The organism is Sessilibacter sp. MAH1, from assembly GCF_054658315.1.
This window is the reverse complement of sequence record NZ_BAAGIC010000009.1, coordinates 131,606-146,813: the sequence shown is the minus strand read 5'-3', so window position 1 is coordinate 146,813 and position 15,208 is coordinate 131,606. Positions and strand designations below refer to the sequence as shown.

The 15,208-nt window shown below is 38.5% G+C and carries 14 protein-coding genes; 9 read left to right on the top strand and 5 right to left on the bottom strand.

Annotated elements, in window-relative coordinates:
- Positions 1 to 47: 47 nt before the first annotated feature.
- Positions 48 to 926 carry an RNA polymerase sigma factor gene (locus tag ACYQ28_RS10950; RefSeq protein WP_460049958.1) on the bottom strand — a complete coding sequence of 293 codons (879 nt, stop codon included), beginning with the start codon at positions 924 to 926 and terminating at the stop codon, positions 48 to 50.
- Between the two features lie 1,038 nt (positions 927 to 1,964).
- On the opposite strand from ACYQ28_RS10950, the gene ACYQ28_RS10945 reads away from it, so the two are divergent.
- From ACYQ28_RS10945 to ACYQ28_RS10935, 3 genes are all read left to right on the top strand, one after another.
- Positions 1,965 to 3,329, top strand: coding sequence for an aminotransferase class I/II-fold pyridoxal phosphate-dependent enzyme (locus ACYQ28_RS10945; RefSeq protein WP_460049960.1), 1,365 nt, complete (start codon positions 1,965 to 1,967; stop codon positions 3,327 to 3,329).
- An 11-nt stretch (positions 3,330 to 3,340) separates the two neighbouring features.
- On the top strand, positions 3,341 to 3,769 hold the full coding sequence (locus tag ACYQ28_RS10940; protein ID WP_460049962.1) for a cupin domain-containing protein: 429 nt from the start codon (positions 3,341 to 3,343) through the stop codon (positions 3,767 to 3,769).
- Between the two features lie 103 nt (positions 3,770 to 3,872).
- A complete protein-coding gene (locus tag ACYQ28_RS10935) occupies positions 3,873 to 4,628 on the top strand; it encodes a class I SAM-dependent methyltransferase (RefSeq protein WP_460049964.1) in 756 nt (251 codons plus the stop codon).
- Positions 4,629 to 4,835: 207 nt separating this feature from the next.
- On the opposite strand, the gene ACYQ28_RS10930 is transcribed toward ACYQ28_RS10935, so the two are convergent.
- Positions 4,836 to 6,560 (bottom strand): hypothetical protein, encoded by a 1,725-nt coding sequence (locus tag ACYQ28_RS10930; RefSeq protein WP_460049966.1) that lies wholly within the window; start codon positions 6,558 to 6,560, stop codon positions 4,836 to 4,838.
- A 1,270-nt stretch (positions 6,561 to 7,830) separates the two neighbouring features.
- Positions 7,831 to 8,298, bottom strand: coding sequence for a GNAT family N-acetyltransferase (locus ACYQ28_RS10925; RefSeq protein WP_460049968.1), 468 nt, complete (start codon positions 8,296 to 8,298; stop codon positions 7,831 to 7,833).
- Between the two features lie 632 nt (positions 8,299 to 8,930).
- On the opposite strand from ACYQ28_RS10925, the gene ACYQ28_RS10920 reads away from it, so the two are divergent.
- From ACYQ28_RS10920 to ACYQ28_RS10895, 6 genes are all read left to right on the top strand, one after another.
- The gene (locus ACYQ28_RS10920; protein ID WP_460049970.1) at positions 8,931 to 9,809 is read left to right on the top strand and encodes a hypothetical protein; all 879 of its coding nucleotides are present in this window, start codon (positions 8,931 to 8,933) and stop codon (positions 9,807 to 9,809) included.
- Positions 9,810 to 9,950: 141 nt separating this feature from the next.
- Positions 9,951 to 10,295, top strand: a complete 345-nt coding sequence (locus tag ACYQ28_RS10915) for a hypothetical protein (protein WP_460049972.1) — start codon at positions 9,951 to 9,953, stop codon at positions 10,293 to 10,295.
- 623 nt (positions 10,296 to 10,918) lie between these two features.
- Entirely contained in the window at positions 10,919 to 11,461 is a 543-nt protein-coding gene (locus tag ACYQ28_RS10910) for a hypothetical protein (protein WP_460049974.1), read from the top strand.
- A 109-nt stretch (positions 11,462 to 11,570) separates the two neighbouring features.
- On the top strand, positions 11,571 to 11,990 hold the full coding sequence (locus tag ACYQ28_RS10905; RefSeq protein ID WP_460049976.1) for a Tse2 family ADP-ribosyltransferase toxin: 420 nt from the start codon (positions 11,571 to 11,573) through the stop codon (positions 11,988 to 11,990).
- Positions 11,983 to 12,198: a hypothetical protein gene (locus ACYQ28_RS10900; protein ID WP_460049978.1), complete on the top strand. Its 216-nt coding sequence runs from the start codon at positions 11,983 to 11,985 to the stop codon at positions 12,196 to 12,198. Before ACYQ28_RS10905 ends, ACYQ28_RS10900 begins: the two co-directional genes overlap by 8 nt.
- Positions 12,199 to 12,310: 112 nt before the next feature.
- A complete protein-coding gene (locus tag ACYQ28_RS10895) occupies positions 12,311 to 12,532 on the top strand; it encodes a hypothetical protein (RefSeq protein ID WP_460049980.1) in 222 nt (73 codons plus the stop codon).
- A 62-nt stretch (positions 12,533 to 12,594) separates the two neighbouring features.
- Here ACYQ28_RS10895 and ACYQ28_RS10890 read toward each other — a convergent pair whose 3' ends face one another.
- Positions 12,595 to 13,203 carry a glutathione S-transferase family protein gene (locus ACYQ28_RS10890; RefSeq protein WP_460049981.1) on the bottom strand — a complete coding sequence of 203 codons (609 nt, stop codon included), beginning with the start codon at positions 13,201 to 13,203 and terminating at the stop codon, positions 12,595 to 12,597.
- A gap of 108 nt (positions 13,204 to 13,311) precedes the next feature.
- Positions 13,312 to 15,141, bottom strand: a complete 1,830-nt coding sequence (locus ACYQ28_RS10885; protein ID WP_460049983.1) for a CRTAC1 family protein — start codon at positions 15,139 to 15,141, stop codon at positions 13,312 to 13,314.
- Positions 15,142 to 15,208 lie beyond the last annotated feature (67 nt).

Here is a 15,208-nt window from a genome sequence, read left to right as displayed (position 1 = left end):
GAATTGAATTAAGAATTAAGAATTAAGAATTAAGAATTAAAGAGTTTCTACGCCGTGACCTGGGTGCCATTTGCGGTCGAGCGGTGATTCACCGAGGCAACGGTTGCGTGAACCCAATTAATGTATTTCTCATTATTTTCATCGCTGGGTACATTTCTTAATAATTCGGCGGTACGTTGCGATTCTTGTAAATCGCGAATCATTTTTAACACTTCGGGAAAACGCTCGGGATGGCTGCGGTCACTGGCGAATACCAAATTGTTCCGATTCAAGCGTCCCATATTCATAGATTTACTGACCTGTTTATGACAACGACAGCGATTTGACTCTTTCACCAAACCGCAATGTTGCATAGTTACTTCATTCACTTTAGAGCGCGCCCGAGATAATTTTTTACGGTAATTATCTTGAGAGATATTCATCACCTGGGAACCATCGGAATGATCCATTTCAAAAATTTCGCCCAGAATATACGTCATTCGTGCTTCGTCGTCTAAACACTGCAATAACGCCAAGGTGCAGGCAACCCTTACCTCTTGCAGTAATTGTTGATAATCTGGCTTATCAACTTCGGCTTCGTCATGGTCGTTAATATCAATATAAATGCCTTCGGCAAACTGTTCAAAGGTCAGTGAATTTTCGCTTTTTTTACTGTTTTTTAGCGAAATTAATAGATTGTAAGCCAACCTATACACCCATGTGGTAAATTTACTTTCACCTTTAAAACTGTGAATGTTTTTAACGATACGAATATTAATTTCTTGACATGCGTCTTCTGCGTCATGAGGATTTGAAAAAAACCGCAATGCAATGTTGTACATTTTATGCTGTAATTGAAGCAATACCTCATTTAATGCAGATTGATTCCCCGATTGAGCGTCTAACACAAGGGCATCTAAATCTGCATTGAGAGCTGAATTTTCCATATAAATACCTTTTTATTTTAAAATCCACTTACACAACAGAATATTTATTGTTATATTTTTTTAATTACAATGACTAAACTTATCTTTTAAAATCCTGTTTCTTTTAAAACCTTGTTGACTTTTTCATCTATTTTTTAAACCATCTTTGCCAACATTTTTTACTCATAACACTATTTACTCACAACGTTGTTCACTCACAACATTGTTCACTCACAATATTGCTACTATTAACTGCTATCTGCCCATACAAATTATTAGCAACCATTACTATTTATTAGCAACCATTACGATGCAATTTAAATTGCTAAAAAATCCCCAAACTGAGATCTCGAAATAACTCTAATGTTCAAAGTACTTTGGTTTTAAAATTACTTTGGTCTTAAAGCACTCTACCTCCACGAAATACAGCTCTCAAAGTAAAGCTGTTTAACGCTACATTGTAACGACTAACGGGTTAAGTTAAAAAGTTCTCTTGCAACTATTGCGTGAAATTACACTCGTAATTCTGCATCAAGCCAAAGGTTCCCACACCATAATGACAACTAAACTACCAAACCATAACCGTATTGGGGAGTGTCGATAAGATAAAACCAGTCTCATAGAGGTTTGCACCACAAACAAGATACTAAGATGAAGGAATTTGCATAATAATCTTATAAAAATGAAAGTCTACTGACAAACCAGTCTAACAATTCACATTTCCATAACTCACTTTAGTACCTATAGCAGAATGAGATATAAAAAATATTTTTAAAAACTGAACAGTTATACGTGTAACCATCATAGCTATAAAATACCGGCCACACTCAAAAATTGATCGCCTGACCAACACAATGAAATATTTAACTTATATCAAAAAGCAAATTTCAAAATTAGCCATTAAATACCCAGCTTATTACGATTATTTTAAAATTTAAAAATTCATTGGCACAAATTGAATTGGAGCATTATTTAAAAAATTTTCTGTCACAGAAAATATCATGAACGAGTCTAAGCTACTAAACCAATAAACCTCCAAAAAATTGGAGAACGATAATAATGACGGTAGCTAATAACACACTCGTGCAGAAAAAATCAGACGCGAACTTATCATCCTTCAGTTTTAAATCGCTAAATTTAGACCCTAAAAACTTTAATGTAGAAGACTTCTGGCAAGCCATCGATCATTTAGAAAACACAACCGGTGCGCAATTTATTCGCATGGATTTCGGTGTTCCTGGCTTAAGAACTCTACCCAATTGCATAGATGTACAAAAATCAAATATTTCTAATGGCATTACCGCTAGGGCATACCCGCCGCATATTGGCACAGAGTCTTTACGCAGAGAAATGTCGGTATTTATTAATGACCGCACCCATCTGCGCTTCACTAAAAAAAATCTTTTTGCAACCTGCGGCGGCACCCAAGCATTGTATGTTGCGCAGGCCTTAGCCATTGGCATTCAAAATAATAAAGATTCAATTTTATATTTAACACCGGGTTACCCGCCCATGTTAAGCCAAGGGAAATCATTAGGTAAAAAAATTCTATGCATCGATACTACATTCTATCGCGATAACGAACTCGTTGAACAAATACAGGAACACTTTGCACAACATAAAATAGCAGCAATTGTGTGGGCAAGCCCAAGCAATCCTTTATGGAGCATTTTATCGCCAAAAGAATTAGCAGCCATTGCACAACTTTGCGAAAAATACCAGGTAACACCCATTGAAGACATGACTTATCTGGGTATGCTCACTCAAGACAATGGCAATATTTTTAAAATTCCTTCCATTGGCCAATTTACGTCTAAATATTTAATGGTTTTTAGCAGCTCAAAAATACTGAGTTATGCCGGTGAGCGTATTGGTTTAATTGGTATATCCGATGGGCTACAACACGAAACCTATCCCGATTTAGAGCATTTATTTTCAACACAATCTATTCAAAAAGCCTGCGCGACATTTATTTTTAACACCACCGCGGGTGCACCTCATAGCGCACAACACGCCGTTGCCGATACATTAAAGAAGATTAACAATCGAGAAATTAATATTGAGCTAGAGCTAAACCGCTACTCAACTCGATCTAAATTTTTTAAAGAGTTACTAACAGCAAGTGGATTTACATTATTAGAACAAAAGCCGCCGCTAGCAAATCATAAAGTAATACCGCTCACTAACGTAAATCATTTAGACCCAACTCATTCAATATACTTACCCAATGATGGCTTTTACGTGTGCTTTTATCACAAAAACTATACATCGTTTGAGCTTACACTGAAGCTACTGAATTTAGGCATAACAGTGCTACCGCTCAGCAGCTTTCACAGTGGACATACTCAAGGCGTACGAGCGTGTGTGGGTAGAGCTTCAATTAAAGCGCTCAATCAATTTAAAAATCGTCTGCACAATTTTTAAGGAGTTAAATTATGGTTGCACCCGAGCGTCAAACAGAAAGCCAATGGAATATTCGCTCCATTGATGAGAGTCCAAAACTCAGTTTAGAAGGCTTTGTTATGCATCGTATTCTGGATGGCTCTGGCATGGACGGCGTAGGTTGTGAATATGTTGTTATCGAACCGCACCGAGTGCTCGATCCTCACATTCACAAAAAAGGCCACGCTATTATTTTGGTAATAGAAGGCAGTGGATTTGCTCTGATTGGCGAATCTCGTCGACCCATTCAAAAACACTCCATTATTAATATTCCGCCCGGCACACCACACGGTTTGGAAGCAGGGGATGTATCTTTAGTTGTTTATGGGTTTCAAGTACCGGGAATTATTGACAACAATAACGATGCCGATATCTATTTTTTGCAAGACAACCGCAAAGGCGAGGTAGTCGCTTGCACCTAATTAATTTTTTTTAAACCGTTCGACCCTTCTCTATTTAATTTTTTTACTCATTACTATTTAAAGTTTTTAATTAAATTTGCTTACTTAATTCTTGGAGACAAACATGCAAACTGCAATCGATGACTCACGTTTTAACATTATCGCTCAATCTTACGAATACGCCATTGCAACCTATCCAGATGCTCGTAAAGACGGCGACTGGTTAATGGAAACACTTGATGTTCAACCGAAGGATGTAATTTTAGAAATATCAGCAGGTACTGGATTTTTAACGCAAAAAATTGCAGCGCTTAATTTAAAAGGCACTTTATTTGCGCAGGACATTGCACCACGCACACTGCATTTAAATCGCGAAAAAAATAAACGCTTCGATCACATTCGTTACATTACCGATACCGGTGTGGTAGCCGACAACAGTTGTGATAAAGCAGTTTCGCTAGGCGGCTGGCATCACATGGAAGACCAAATTGGCATTACGCAAAATGCTATGAGTAAATTAAAACCCGGTGGCTATTTTTGTATGGGTGACTTCGCCGATAACTCCAGTATTCAACGCTATTTTGACGAAGTTGTTGATAATATTACTGAAACAGGTCACCAAGCATTATTCCCTTCGTATTCTCGCCTCCTCAATATTGGCCGTTTCGCTAAAGCATCGAGCACCGAAATTGCCGAATTCGACGTGGCTTTCCATTTTGATAATTCAGCTGGCATTGGCGAATTTTTCCAAAAAGTTTTCGCCTTAGATCAAGACCCAGAAGATACTTATAAAGATGTAGAAAAGTATTTTGAAATTAAACTCGATCGCGGTCAGTTAGCGGTTATGGTTCCTTACGTGTATGCAAAATACACCAAGTAAAATTACCTGGAGACTCCTATAAATTGGAGTCTCCTTTTAAATCTGGCGCCAATTAAATCCTCGGTTAAAAAAAGCCTTCGATAAAAAAGCCTTCGTATAAAAATCTACTTAAAAATAGTTACGCTATTGTTTTTCGATAGATGTAAATAAAAAAAGCCCGACATTTCTGCCGGGCTTTTTATTTGCATAATTTAATTCGAGATTAAATTATTCAGCAGCAACCACTTCAGACGCAGCAGGAGCAGCGGCGCTGGTACAAGATGGGAAGCTGAAGCTACATACACGGGTGTTCCATTGGAAGTTACCGGTTAGCTCAACGTATTCTTGGAAAGTCCAGAAAGTACATTGATCAACTGGGTCAACCGCAGTAGTTGAGTAATCACCCCAACGGCTTACACCAGTTTGTACACCAGTTCCGTCCACACACGTTGCTTCTTGCTGAAGGGTACCAGCAGGGTCAGTAGTTTCACGACCGGTGAAGCGAACAGATGGGAACAAAGAGTTGCTTGATGCAGTGTAGGCTAGACCAATGTTACCAACTTGGTCGAAAGTCGCAGCACCCATCCAACGGTGAATACCGTCGCCTGGGCCAAGGGTACCAGTATCGTCTACAGAGATCGCATCAGGATTACTGATATCAAAGGTCGCCCAACGCATACCCGCAACGTTTTGACCAGCGTTAATGGTGTGAGTTAAAACACCTTTCATGCCTTGACCTGGGAAGTTACGCGTAGAGAAACGGTACATGGTGAAGTTGTCTAGGCTGTCTAGCGAGCTACCAGGAGCAGGCTGAGACGCAGAACCAACACCACGCCAGCTTGGAACACCTTGCGACAATAATGGCTTAGCATCGAAGGTAGAGTTCGCTGGGTTATCCCAATCGGTACAGAATTCCCAGAATAGGTAACCGTCAGTACGTCGGCTTTCTAGAGCAGCGCCGTATAGACCACAGCTTCCGGTAGGCGCTGGAGCACCGCCATCAATGTGAGCTGGCTGAATGCCGTCTGGGTTAGCGTTAGTGTTAATGCGGAACACAACAAATGATGCATTTGGATCGCCAGCAAGCATGGCATCACGATCAAACGCTACCGCATCGATACCACCAAAGGTTGCACCGTTGGTGAATTGACGGAAGGTCGCGTGGTAAGCACTTTGACCTGCGCCGTCACTCCAAAGACCAATTTTTGGATAGTCGTTAAAGTCGCCAGGAACGATTTCATAGGCGTAACGAGTGTAAGGACCGGCCGGATCGTTAGTCTCAGAAATGGCGAAACATTGTAAGAACGGAGCTTGGTCAACCGCGAATTGGCTGAACACCCAACGGTCTGCCAAGTGATCGTAAATTACGATTGGGTCACCGCTGTTATCGGATTCACAACGACCGCCGAAACCTGCCCAGAAGCTATTGCCAGGGAAAGGACCGCCAACTACGGCGCCGGACTTGTTGTAGTAAGTCCAAACCAAGTTTGTGTAAGAAACCACAAACTCACGACCAACGTCACCAGTAACGTCAGGCGGAGCAATGCGGAAGCCTAAAACGTTGGCGTTGTCGTCGCTGCCAGGACCAGGAACGCTAACACCGCCAGTTGGTGTTAAAGGCGTTGGCGCAACGCCAGCCATTGGGTCAACATAGTTAGCGCTTGCAGCTGATGCAGAAACCGGAGTGCGAGCGTTAAATTTGTTAGGAACTTCACGGCTAGGACGTGGAGTTGCTGATTTTTGTACTTTTGGCATCTTCAACAATAATTCATCCAAACGCTCAGAAGTGCGATCGAACTGAACAGGTTGACGAACCATCATTTGATAATCCCCGGACTGTACCCACTCATTTGTGGACGCTTTTGCATCAGCTGCGAAGGCTTGACCAACCGCAGATGCTAAAAGCACACAGCCAGCACCAAGTGCCGCAACTTTGCTTTTATGGTTTAACATTTTAAGAGTAATCTCCAAACAGATAATACAGATTAATGCACGGTAATTTACAACCAAGGTTATAAAAATTTAGTTTTTATTATTTAATACAACTACTATAAATATCGCTGCACTTAATAAATGCAACGAACTCTCCTGAAAAAAACTTCCAATACGCCGTATATTTTTATTCAAAAATTGAGCACGAATAAAAACCACCCACATTACAAAAAGTAAGCGTTACTTTTGGCGCGAAAATCAGCAAATAAAAAAATATTAAGATAAAAAAGCGAATTAACTCTGAGCGTTTACACCGAAAGAATTGGTTAATAACCCAAATAACAAACAGGCGGTTACAAAAACAGCAGCATCAAAGCACCACAATATTTATTTTTCACAAAAACTGTCTTGAAAAACATTACTCAGACGGAACATTGTTCAGAAGTAAACGAACAACCGAAAAAATCTCGCAGAATATTTTTTGGTTTAATTTAAAAATTAAATCAACCCCTTAGAAATAGGCATCTCATTACTGCTAATACACAAAACAAAATCAAGCAGCCTAGCATAAGTAACAGCTATCCACGAACCCAAAAAATCACTTTAAAAAAGTTGAAACCTCACGCTCACAAGCATTTTATTTTCGCAAAAAAATTTATATCAATTCACCACAACAATTCACATTGCCAAAAAATTCATTACTGACAAAACAAACAGTCACAACTTATAAAAAACACAAACTTATAAAGTCAGCATCACACAGATAAATAAAGATGAGAAATATTTTTAACAACAAACCCTTCGACCACTACACTTGCACCGACGCGATTTTAGATACACGACTAAGACATATTGATTGTCCTTAAAACTTCTAGCAATGTAGGAACGCGTTGCCAACTTCAGAAAAAATAAGCAATTAACATGGTAAACAGATTGAATATCGCATTTTAACTTTTGCACTCTCGTTAAATCAGGGAAAAGTTGATCAGAGTTTTTTATAGTAAGTATTTACTTAGTCAATTTACGATCAAACATTGAAATTTAGAAAGAGTACAAAAAGATCATGTGAAGAAGATGGGATGAATATCGGATGAAGAAAGTGAGATGAAGAAGATGAAATAAAAGAACGAATAAAACAGACGATACAAACCAACGCTCTACAGAATCTCTGATCATTCACACCGCATTATCAAAGATAATAAAAACAAAAACTAGCGCACACGAATTTAATCCAATAAAACGCCGTTACCTGCAAAAGCAAAATGTAACAGCGCCGAACAGACTCAAAAACCTATCTTTTGACAGGAATTTTATAGGTCATAAACTTATGATTGTATAAAGTTGTTTCATAAACAGACTCCGAGATTTTTTTCAAAAACCGGTACTCGGGGCGCGTCTCCAAAAAGTGAATAAAAACGAACTCATGTTTGAACTCCTCTGCCCAAATCATTAGCTGCTCAAAAATTCTGCGGCCCAATCCCCAAAACTTCTGATCAATAACAATGGCTATTTCAGGATTACCATTCTCCAACTGAATACCACACCAACCCGCCAGCTGCCCCTCAACCAAAACCGCCTGCACACGACAACCCGGTTGCGCATTAACCTGCTGTTTACCATCAATCCATTCCTGCAAACTGCTATCGGTAAATTCATCGTGACCCATCAAATGAGTACGAATATTTTTTTTATTTAACAAATCTTTTAAACGTTTTTTGTTGACCACATCTAAATCGACAAAACGAAGCTCACTTACCATATAAATAAAATATCCAAATAAAAAATACGTAACCAATTGCCATCTAACGCATAGAACTATGAATAGGCAATATAAGAACCATCCAAGGTACCTTTAAGAGACAAAAATACCACAAACAAGACCAAATGCGGAAATTCATTTAAACCAGCTGGTTAAATAACACGAAGACCTTTGGAGGTTAATACTTTAGTTTCAGACAAAAAACGTGACGAACTCAGCTATTCAAGCACCGAACATATCATCGGATTTTAAGCGTAAAAAAAATATAATTAATTCTCATAAAATCATTAAAAAGCTACCTACTTTATGGATCTTATATGCAGTTACGAAGACCATAACAATCGAATTAAAAATCTCGATACAACATTGAGAAGTAACTCCCATTATTTTGCCTCTCAAGAAATATATGGACCTTGCAACTTTAATACTGAAAACGTTAGTCTTACTTTATAGACAAACTGATCGTAGATGCTTAATGATTTTTCAAAGAAAATATTTACTACGGTTTTAATCGAAATTGATGCGCAGCTAGATTATAAATCAGCAATCCAGATATCAATCGTTTCGATCCAACAATTTTTCAAAAATAGCAGTATTACTTATCATAAACTCATTCAAAGGAGTGCATGGAAATGATCTCAGAGCAAGAAAAGAAGGCGTTAAAACAACAAATGAAATCAAATCAACATGAAATATTTGTTGTATCAATTGAGGAAATGGACGCCATTGTAAGATCTTCCGCTAAAAGGAATTTACCGAAAATTAAAAATGTTTGGCAGAAAATAAAAGGCAAAGCTGAGGCCGGAGCAAGTTGGTACGCCTCAGCAGATGACCTGAGAACTCTAAGCAAACTCATAGGTGACCTTGGCGGGTTTACAACAAAAACCTACGTTAAAAATTATGGTGGAAAACCTCACATCGTAATAAAAGGTCACGCAGGCTTACGAAAAGTACTAACAAGCACGAAGTACGGAATCAAGAATCCTAAAGTGATCACTATGGGGTTAGGAAAAGCAGGAGCTATACATGCGGCAAAGTCTGGCGGCATTTTATCGATCGTCTTATTAACTGCCTATAGAATTGCAGACTATTTCTTGACAGATAAGGCAACGTTAAACCAACTTATTGGTTCTTTAGCAACCGATGTCGTTAAAGTTGGTTTGGCCACTGGTGCATCCATTGTAACAGCATCTGCCTTAGTAGGATTCGGGGTGACTTTGGCGATTGGTCCAATGATAGCAGTAATCGCCGTGGGTGTGGTGGCCTCTATGGCATTGAGTGAAATCGACAGTCGATATGGTATAACTGACAAAGTAATTCTAGGCTTGGATGAATTAAACCAAGATATTGAATCTAAAATAAAACAAACAAAGCAAGACATGTTTGACAAAACAAGCGCTGCTGCTGCTAAAATCATTGACTATGCAGTTGATTCAGCAAAAATTATTCTTATTGATGGGGCTAAGCATCAACTCAACAAGTTCTTATCTGGAAAGCCGAGAGTATTTTAAATGACGTACAAAAATAATGGATCAATAGTTACCAGAATATCAAGTTTTTTATTTTTTGTTGTTTTAACTATTGCGTCACTTTCATGGTTTTTCGCTAGTGCTTATAGCACTCTCCACTCCGTTAGTTATAACGATGAGACTGTGTATTTTAGTAAGGGAGCCATGTACGCCTTAGGCGCCGGAATTATATTGTTGCTGTTAACTCTACTGGGTTCTTATCAAAATATAAAAAAAGTTGAGTTATCAGCAACGCAATCAAAATGGGCGACACGAACTTTTATTTCCGCAGCCGTGTTTATGTTCGTATTTCCAATTGCCGCCCACTTTATGGTGAACAAACTTATATCCAAAAGCGGATACTTTGAATGCAAAGAACTGAGTTACCAATGGCTTCTTTATAAAAATTTAGTGTACACAAATAACGAATCAACTTGTGCATTATTAATTCAAGAAAAACAACTAACAAAGCACTCAAGAAGTCACTAAAACAGATCCTTTCTCACCTATTCATCAGAAAAGTCGATAGCTTTAAACTTGGCGCCTTTAATTCCATTAAAAATAACGACTTAGTTATTGGTGTCAACGAAAATTTCGAATGAGAACCTTTACCCACTCCTCTCGTAAACACTTCAAAGAAGTATCTGCCTCAAAATCAACTTAACCGAATTAGCCTACCAGAAAGATCAGATTAGATTACCAGTAGAAAAATATCGTATTGTTGATAACATCGAGAGATTAGCAATATAAATTCATATAACTAACCACGGAATTAAATTCGAGCTAAAGCCGCTAAGGTATAATTTATATCTGCTCACTTGAAAATAAAACCGTAATAAACTACAGACATTACATCAAAACCTCTGGCAAACAACTCCAACCTCATTAATAACAATTATGAATGAACTTGAATTAAAAGTAATTGAGTATCTAAGTCGATTCTCAATCGTCGCTGAAAAGATACATGAATCAAATAATAAAACGCCCGACTTCCTAATAAATCAAGAAGAGAAAATATTGATCGAATTAAAAGAAAAAATAGACCAAGATGAACTTTATGAAAAAAAGAAGAAATACTAAAAAAATAGGGAATTTATCAATACAATAGTCATATGGGGTATAATAACAGAATTTCCGGGATTATCGATTATGGAATCAACCAGTTAGAGACCCAGAGAATACATACAAAAAGTGATTTTTGCTTACTTTTTATAGTTGCGAGCGGAGTTGCCCCCTGCAATCAGATTCAACGAATAATATCTACTCTTTACGGAAGAAAAGCTATTGTAGATTACGACTCAATTTCTGAGACTGCAGTAGATTGTTATTATGCGTATTACAGCAGTTTCTTTAAACACAAGAACACTCTTGATGGCGTCATCTTGGTAGCCGACAGAGTAACTTTTTTATTGGTAAATAATTTTTCGTATAGATATAAAAGGTTTAAATCCTCAGCTTTTTATTCACGATTTACAAATAAAATAAGAATTATTGGCCCGGTTGAACTTGAAGCAAATGGAACGATAATGATTGCAGATTGTGATCTCCCGAGAAAAGAGCAAGAACGTGTAAAAAAATATGTTTTTTCAAAATATAATATTAAGCGAGGCATTATGATTGATTTTCCCCAGAATACTATTGAGTATAAGATTTAAACATAGAAAGCTTCATGTAATACTTAGTGACAATCCTAACGCCACATTCGGCAGCAAGCTTCCGTAAATCGTCATTAACTTTTTCAAATATCAATTTAAAAGGCATAAAATGATAAGTCCTGAATTACTATTTATCGAAGATTTCGAGGAGTTACAACGACCATTATTTCGAAGCGGAAATGCAGATAATCCGAATTTCAGTCGAAATCGTGCACTAAAAGACATATCTATTTATGATAAGAATGGAATAACCTATGTGAGAGCAAATGGTAATGGGTTTTCAACTTTTGATCACATTACAACAGGAATGAAACGCCAGGGTAAAAATGTTTGGAAAATTAAGAAAGGCGCTATAATTCCCGCAGGGCTCAAAATAGTACATGACAGAACCCCGATGAAAAAAGGCCATTTTATGATAGCACCGGATAAAGACATGCCATTGATGAAATATCTCGGTCTTCTTCAAGAACTGGGGTCTGATACGACAAAATGCGTAAAACTTACACCATTGGAGATCAGTAATGGATAAATTAGATGGCTTGTCTATTCCCATGATTATGGGAGATTGGCGATTGGTTATTTTAGCACTGGAGGAAAAGTTAGCATCAAGTATTGCCATTGACTTAGACTCTTTAGATGAAAACGAAGCCGCGGATGTTGCCGAAGATATCGATCGTCTTGAGGGAGTTATTAGTTATTTAAAAATGGAGTTTGAAAAAGAATACGGCCCAAAATAAAGAAAAAGTCAGTTTTCAATTAGTCCAATTTTTGATATGCCTAAAAGCCGATTTATTCAACTTTTAGATCAATTAGCCAGAAACGCAGACAGTCAAAAACGGAAACAAGCTAATGGGTAATTTAAACCTATCGACATTAATGGTGAGTATTCAAGCCGTTCAAAAGCAGATTGAATATTTTGAAAGATTACTAGAGTCCGAGACTGTGCGTGACAAGGCTGAGATTCAAGAATTGCTTCTTAGTTATGATCACATCGCTGATGATTTGAAAGAATCGTATCCATCACAAGGTGGTGAAGGCAGTAATTTTCCAGAATACGAAGATTTACTGTAGATATACCTTTAAAAAGGTAGGACATATCAACGAAAAGATAAAACCGGCTTGCGCCGGTTTTGTTACATTTTAGGTGGTAGTGATTTTTGAAAGCCTTGAATATCGAAGATACGGCGATACCATTCTTCTGTTTTTCCGGTTGGTTTTACTTCTGCAAAACCAAGGTGGAAAAGGTTTGAGGCAACAGATAGATCTGCGATGGTTGGACGATTACCGACCAAGTAATCGGTGTTAGACAAAGCGCCTTCTAGAATACTGAGTAATTCAGGAAGATTTTTTTCGCCGCGTTCAATGGCTTGTTGATCGCCATTGGGTGCAAAAAACACTTTGTTTAATACGATATCGGTAACGGTTGGCGCCAATCGAGTTTGGTTCCAGTCTAACCATTGGTCTACTTTTGCTCGAAGTTTAGCGTCGGTTGGGTACCATTGGGTAAGATTATGCTCGTTGCAAATAAAACGCAAAATAGCATTTGATTCAGTCAGTCTAAAATCGCCGTCTTCTAAAATGGGAATTTGGTGATTGGGGTTAATTTTTAGAAATTCCGGTGACATATGTTCGCCTTCCATCATTGCCACACTTCTAATTTCATAAGGAATGCCTGCTTCTTCTAGCAAAGAAACTACGCGACGACCGTGTTGTGAATATGGAAAATGATAAAGTTTGTACATAATTTACTCCTCAGCAGTTAACATCATAAATACGCACATAAATGCACGTATTTATATAAATTTATTTACAACAATTAAAAAGATCTTAAATTTCTGTAACCAATACTTTTATCGACAAAGCAGGCTTATGGCTTGTTGATAATTACTAAATTTTTCTAATTTGGCTTCCGATATAGGCTTGTCACAACCTTCAACTACGGTAATTCTTTGATTCGCTTTCACACGTTTTACCAACTGTGTTTTACCGTTCGGCCAAGTAATTTTTAACGCTGCTCGCTTGGTATCTGCCAAACCAAAATGTAATAAGCGCTCATTGGCTGAATACACACTGGTTCCACCAACGACTTGTTGATATTGCGTAGGTAAAGTTGATTTTTTATTGAGAGTAACAAGTTCTACTTTTGCGCCAACAGCATTTAGGTTATTGCCATTTTGGCCAATTAACCGCAGCTGCAACCAATTGTTGTTTGATGTGCTAGTGTTTACAAATAAATGGCCAATACCAGTTCCAGGAATAGCATCCGTTAAATTACCAACCGGATATTGCGGCGTATTCACCACATAAAAATCCATTTTTCCGTCTTTGTTCACATCGGCTTTTGCAGTACCACGTGCATCTAACCATGCGCCATTGGCATCAACATTGGCAGCACCCGACGCCTCAGAGACATCAATAAAAGTTCCGTCACCTTGGTTAAGGAACAACCGTCCGGGGCCAGCGCCATTAGGGCCATCACCAATAACTCCAACCGGAGCAAGGTTTTGCGCTAAATAAATATCTTGCCAGCCATCGTTGTTAATATCGGTAAAAAAAGTACCCCAAGAGAATTCCGTAGGAATTTTCACTCCGGCCTCTTCGCCAACATCGGTAAAGGTACCGTCACCGTTATTTCTAAATAAGGTTGGCCAAGGAATGTCCCAGGTTTCTGGCGGTGGCACAAATATTTCTGGCCGACTAGGATCGCGTGTTACCCACAAATCACTGATGTTTGACGCATAAAGATCTTGAAGGCCGTCGTTGTTGTAATCACCAACGGAAAGTCCCATCCAAGCACCGTAATTATGTAGGTCACCGGTATTTTCAATTTGCGTAAAATGGCCCAAACCATCATTACTGAATATTGAAATAGGCCCTTGTTCGTGACCCAAAATAATGTCTGTATCGCCGTCGTTATCGAAATCGAAATTTGCGATCGACCATGTTAAAAAGTCTTCACCAATACCGGCCTGCTCGGTTACGTCGGTAAAGGTTAAGTCGCCATTATTGCGATAAAGATGACTGCGCACGGTTGGATTGGTGCGATTAGCTTGGCGGTCGAACACGTCAAAATCGATAAATCGGCCAACTACAATATCGAGAAATCCGTCGTTATCGATATCGATAAAACCTACAGACGTACTGGTGTCGGATTCCGCAATACCCGACTGAGCATAAACATCGCGAAAGGTACCATCTCCATTGTTGATATAAAGCGCATCTGGGCCGTTAGCCTGCGCCACACCGTCGCCTAGCACCGACATAGATGCAACGTAAAGATCGTCAAAGCCGTCGTTGTTCACATCACCAACGGCAACACCGGTAGTAAAACCAAGGCTATCAACACCTGCTGCTGCCGCTACATCAACGTAACGGCCATTGCCCAAATTTTTATATAAAGCATTGGGTTTGCCAAAACCGTTAGATACGTAAATATCAACCCAAGTGTCGTTATCAAAATCGATAAATCCCATGCCCGGCATAAATGATGATCCAGACATCTCAAAATTAGGTGCGAAACGCTCGCGTATATCCTCAAAAGCAAGAGATTCTATCGATGGTGCTGCAACACTACTTAGCGACATTAACGGTGTCGCTAAAATCCCTACTGCAATTAAGTTTTTATTAGATTTATTTTTTTGATGGTTGTTATGATTATATTTGAAGAGGCTATGAAGCATGGTCTACTCCCATATTGAGCAATAATTTTTATTCTGTAGTCGATGAAAAGTACCGAATGTGCAAAAA

Excerpts from the sequence above, each read along its gene's own strand:
- ACYQ28_RS10910 (WP_460049974.1), top strand. The coding sequence starts at position 10,919 with ATGGGGTATAATAACAGAATTTCCGGGATTATCGATTATGGAATCAAC.
- ACYQ28_RS10890 (WP_460049981.1), bottom strand. The coding sequence starts at position 13,203 with ATGTACAAACTTTATCATTTTCCATATTCACAACACGGTCGTCGCGTA.
- ACYQ28_RS10895 (WP_460049980.1), top strand. The coding sequence starts at position 12,311 with ATGGGTAATTTAAACCTATCGACATTAATGGTGAGTATTCAAGCCGTT.
- ACYQ28_RS10905 (WP_460049976.1), top strand. The coding sequence starts at position 11,571 with ATGATAAGTCCTGAATTACTATTTATCGAAGATTTCGAGGAGTTACAA.
- ACYQ28_RS10935 (WP_460049964.1), top strand. The coding sequence starts at position 3,873 with ATGCAAACTGCAATCGATGACTCACGTTTTAACATTATCGCTCAATCT.
- ACYQ28_RS10900 (WP_460049978.1), top strand. The coding sequence starts at position 11,983 with ATGGATAAATTAGATGGCTTGTCTATTCCCATGATTATGGGAGATTGG.
- ACYQ28_RS10940 (WP_460049962.1), top strand. The coding sequence starts at position 3,341 with ATGGTTGCACCCGAGCGTCAAACAGAAAGCCAATGGAATATTCGCTCC.
- ACYQ28_RS10930 (WP_460049966.1), bottom strand. The coding sequence starts at position 6,560 with ATGTTAAACCATAAAAGCAAAGTTGCGGCACTTGGTGCTGGCTGTGTG.
- ACYQ28_RS10925 (WP_460049968.1), bottom strand. The coding sequence starts at position 8,298 with ATGGTAAGTGAGCTTCGTTTTGTCGATTTAGATGTGGTCAACAAAAAA.
- ACYQ28_RS10945 (WP_460049960.1), top strand. The coding sequence starts at position 1,965 with ATGACGGTAGCTAATAACACACTCGTGCAGAAAAAATCAGACGCGAAC.
- ACYQ28_RS10920 (WP_460049970.1), top strand. The coding sequence starts at position 8,931 with ATGATCTCAGAGCAAGAAAAGAAGGCGTTAAAACAACAAATGAAATCA.
- ACYQ28_RS10950 (WP_460049958.1), bottom strand. The coding sequence starts at position 926 with ATGGAAAATTCAGCTCTCAATGCAGATTTAGATGCCCTTGTGTTAGAC.
- ACYQ28_RS10885 (WP_460049983.1), bottom strand. The coding sequence starts at position 15,141 with ATGCTTCATAGCCTCTTCAAATATAATCATAACAACCATCAAAAAAAT.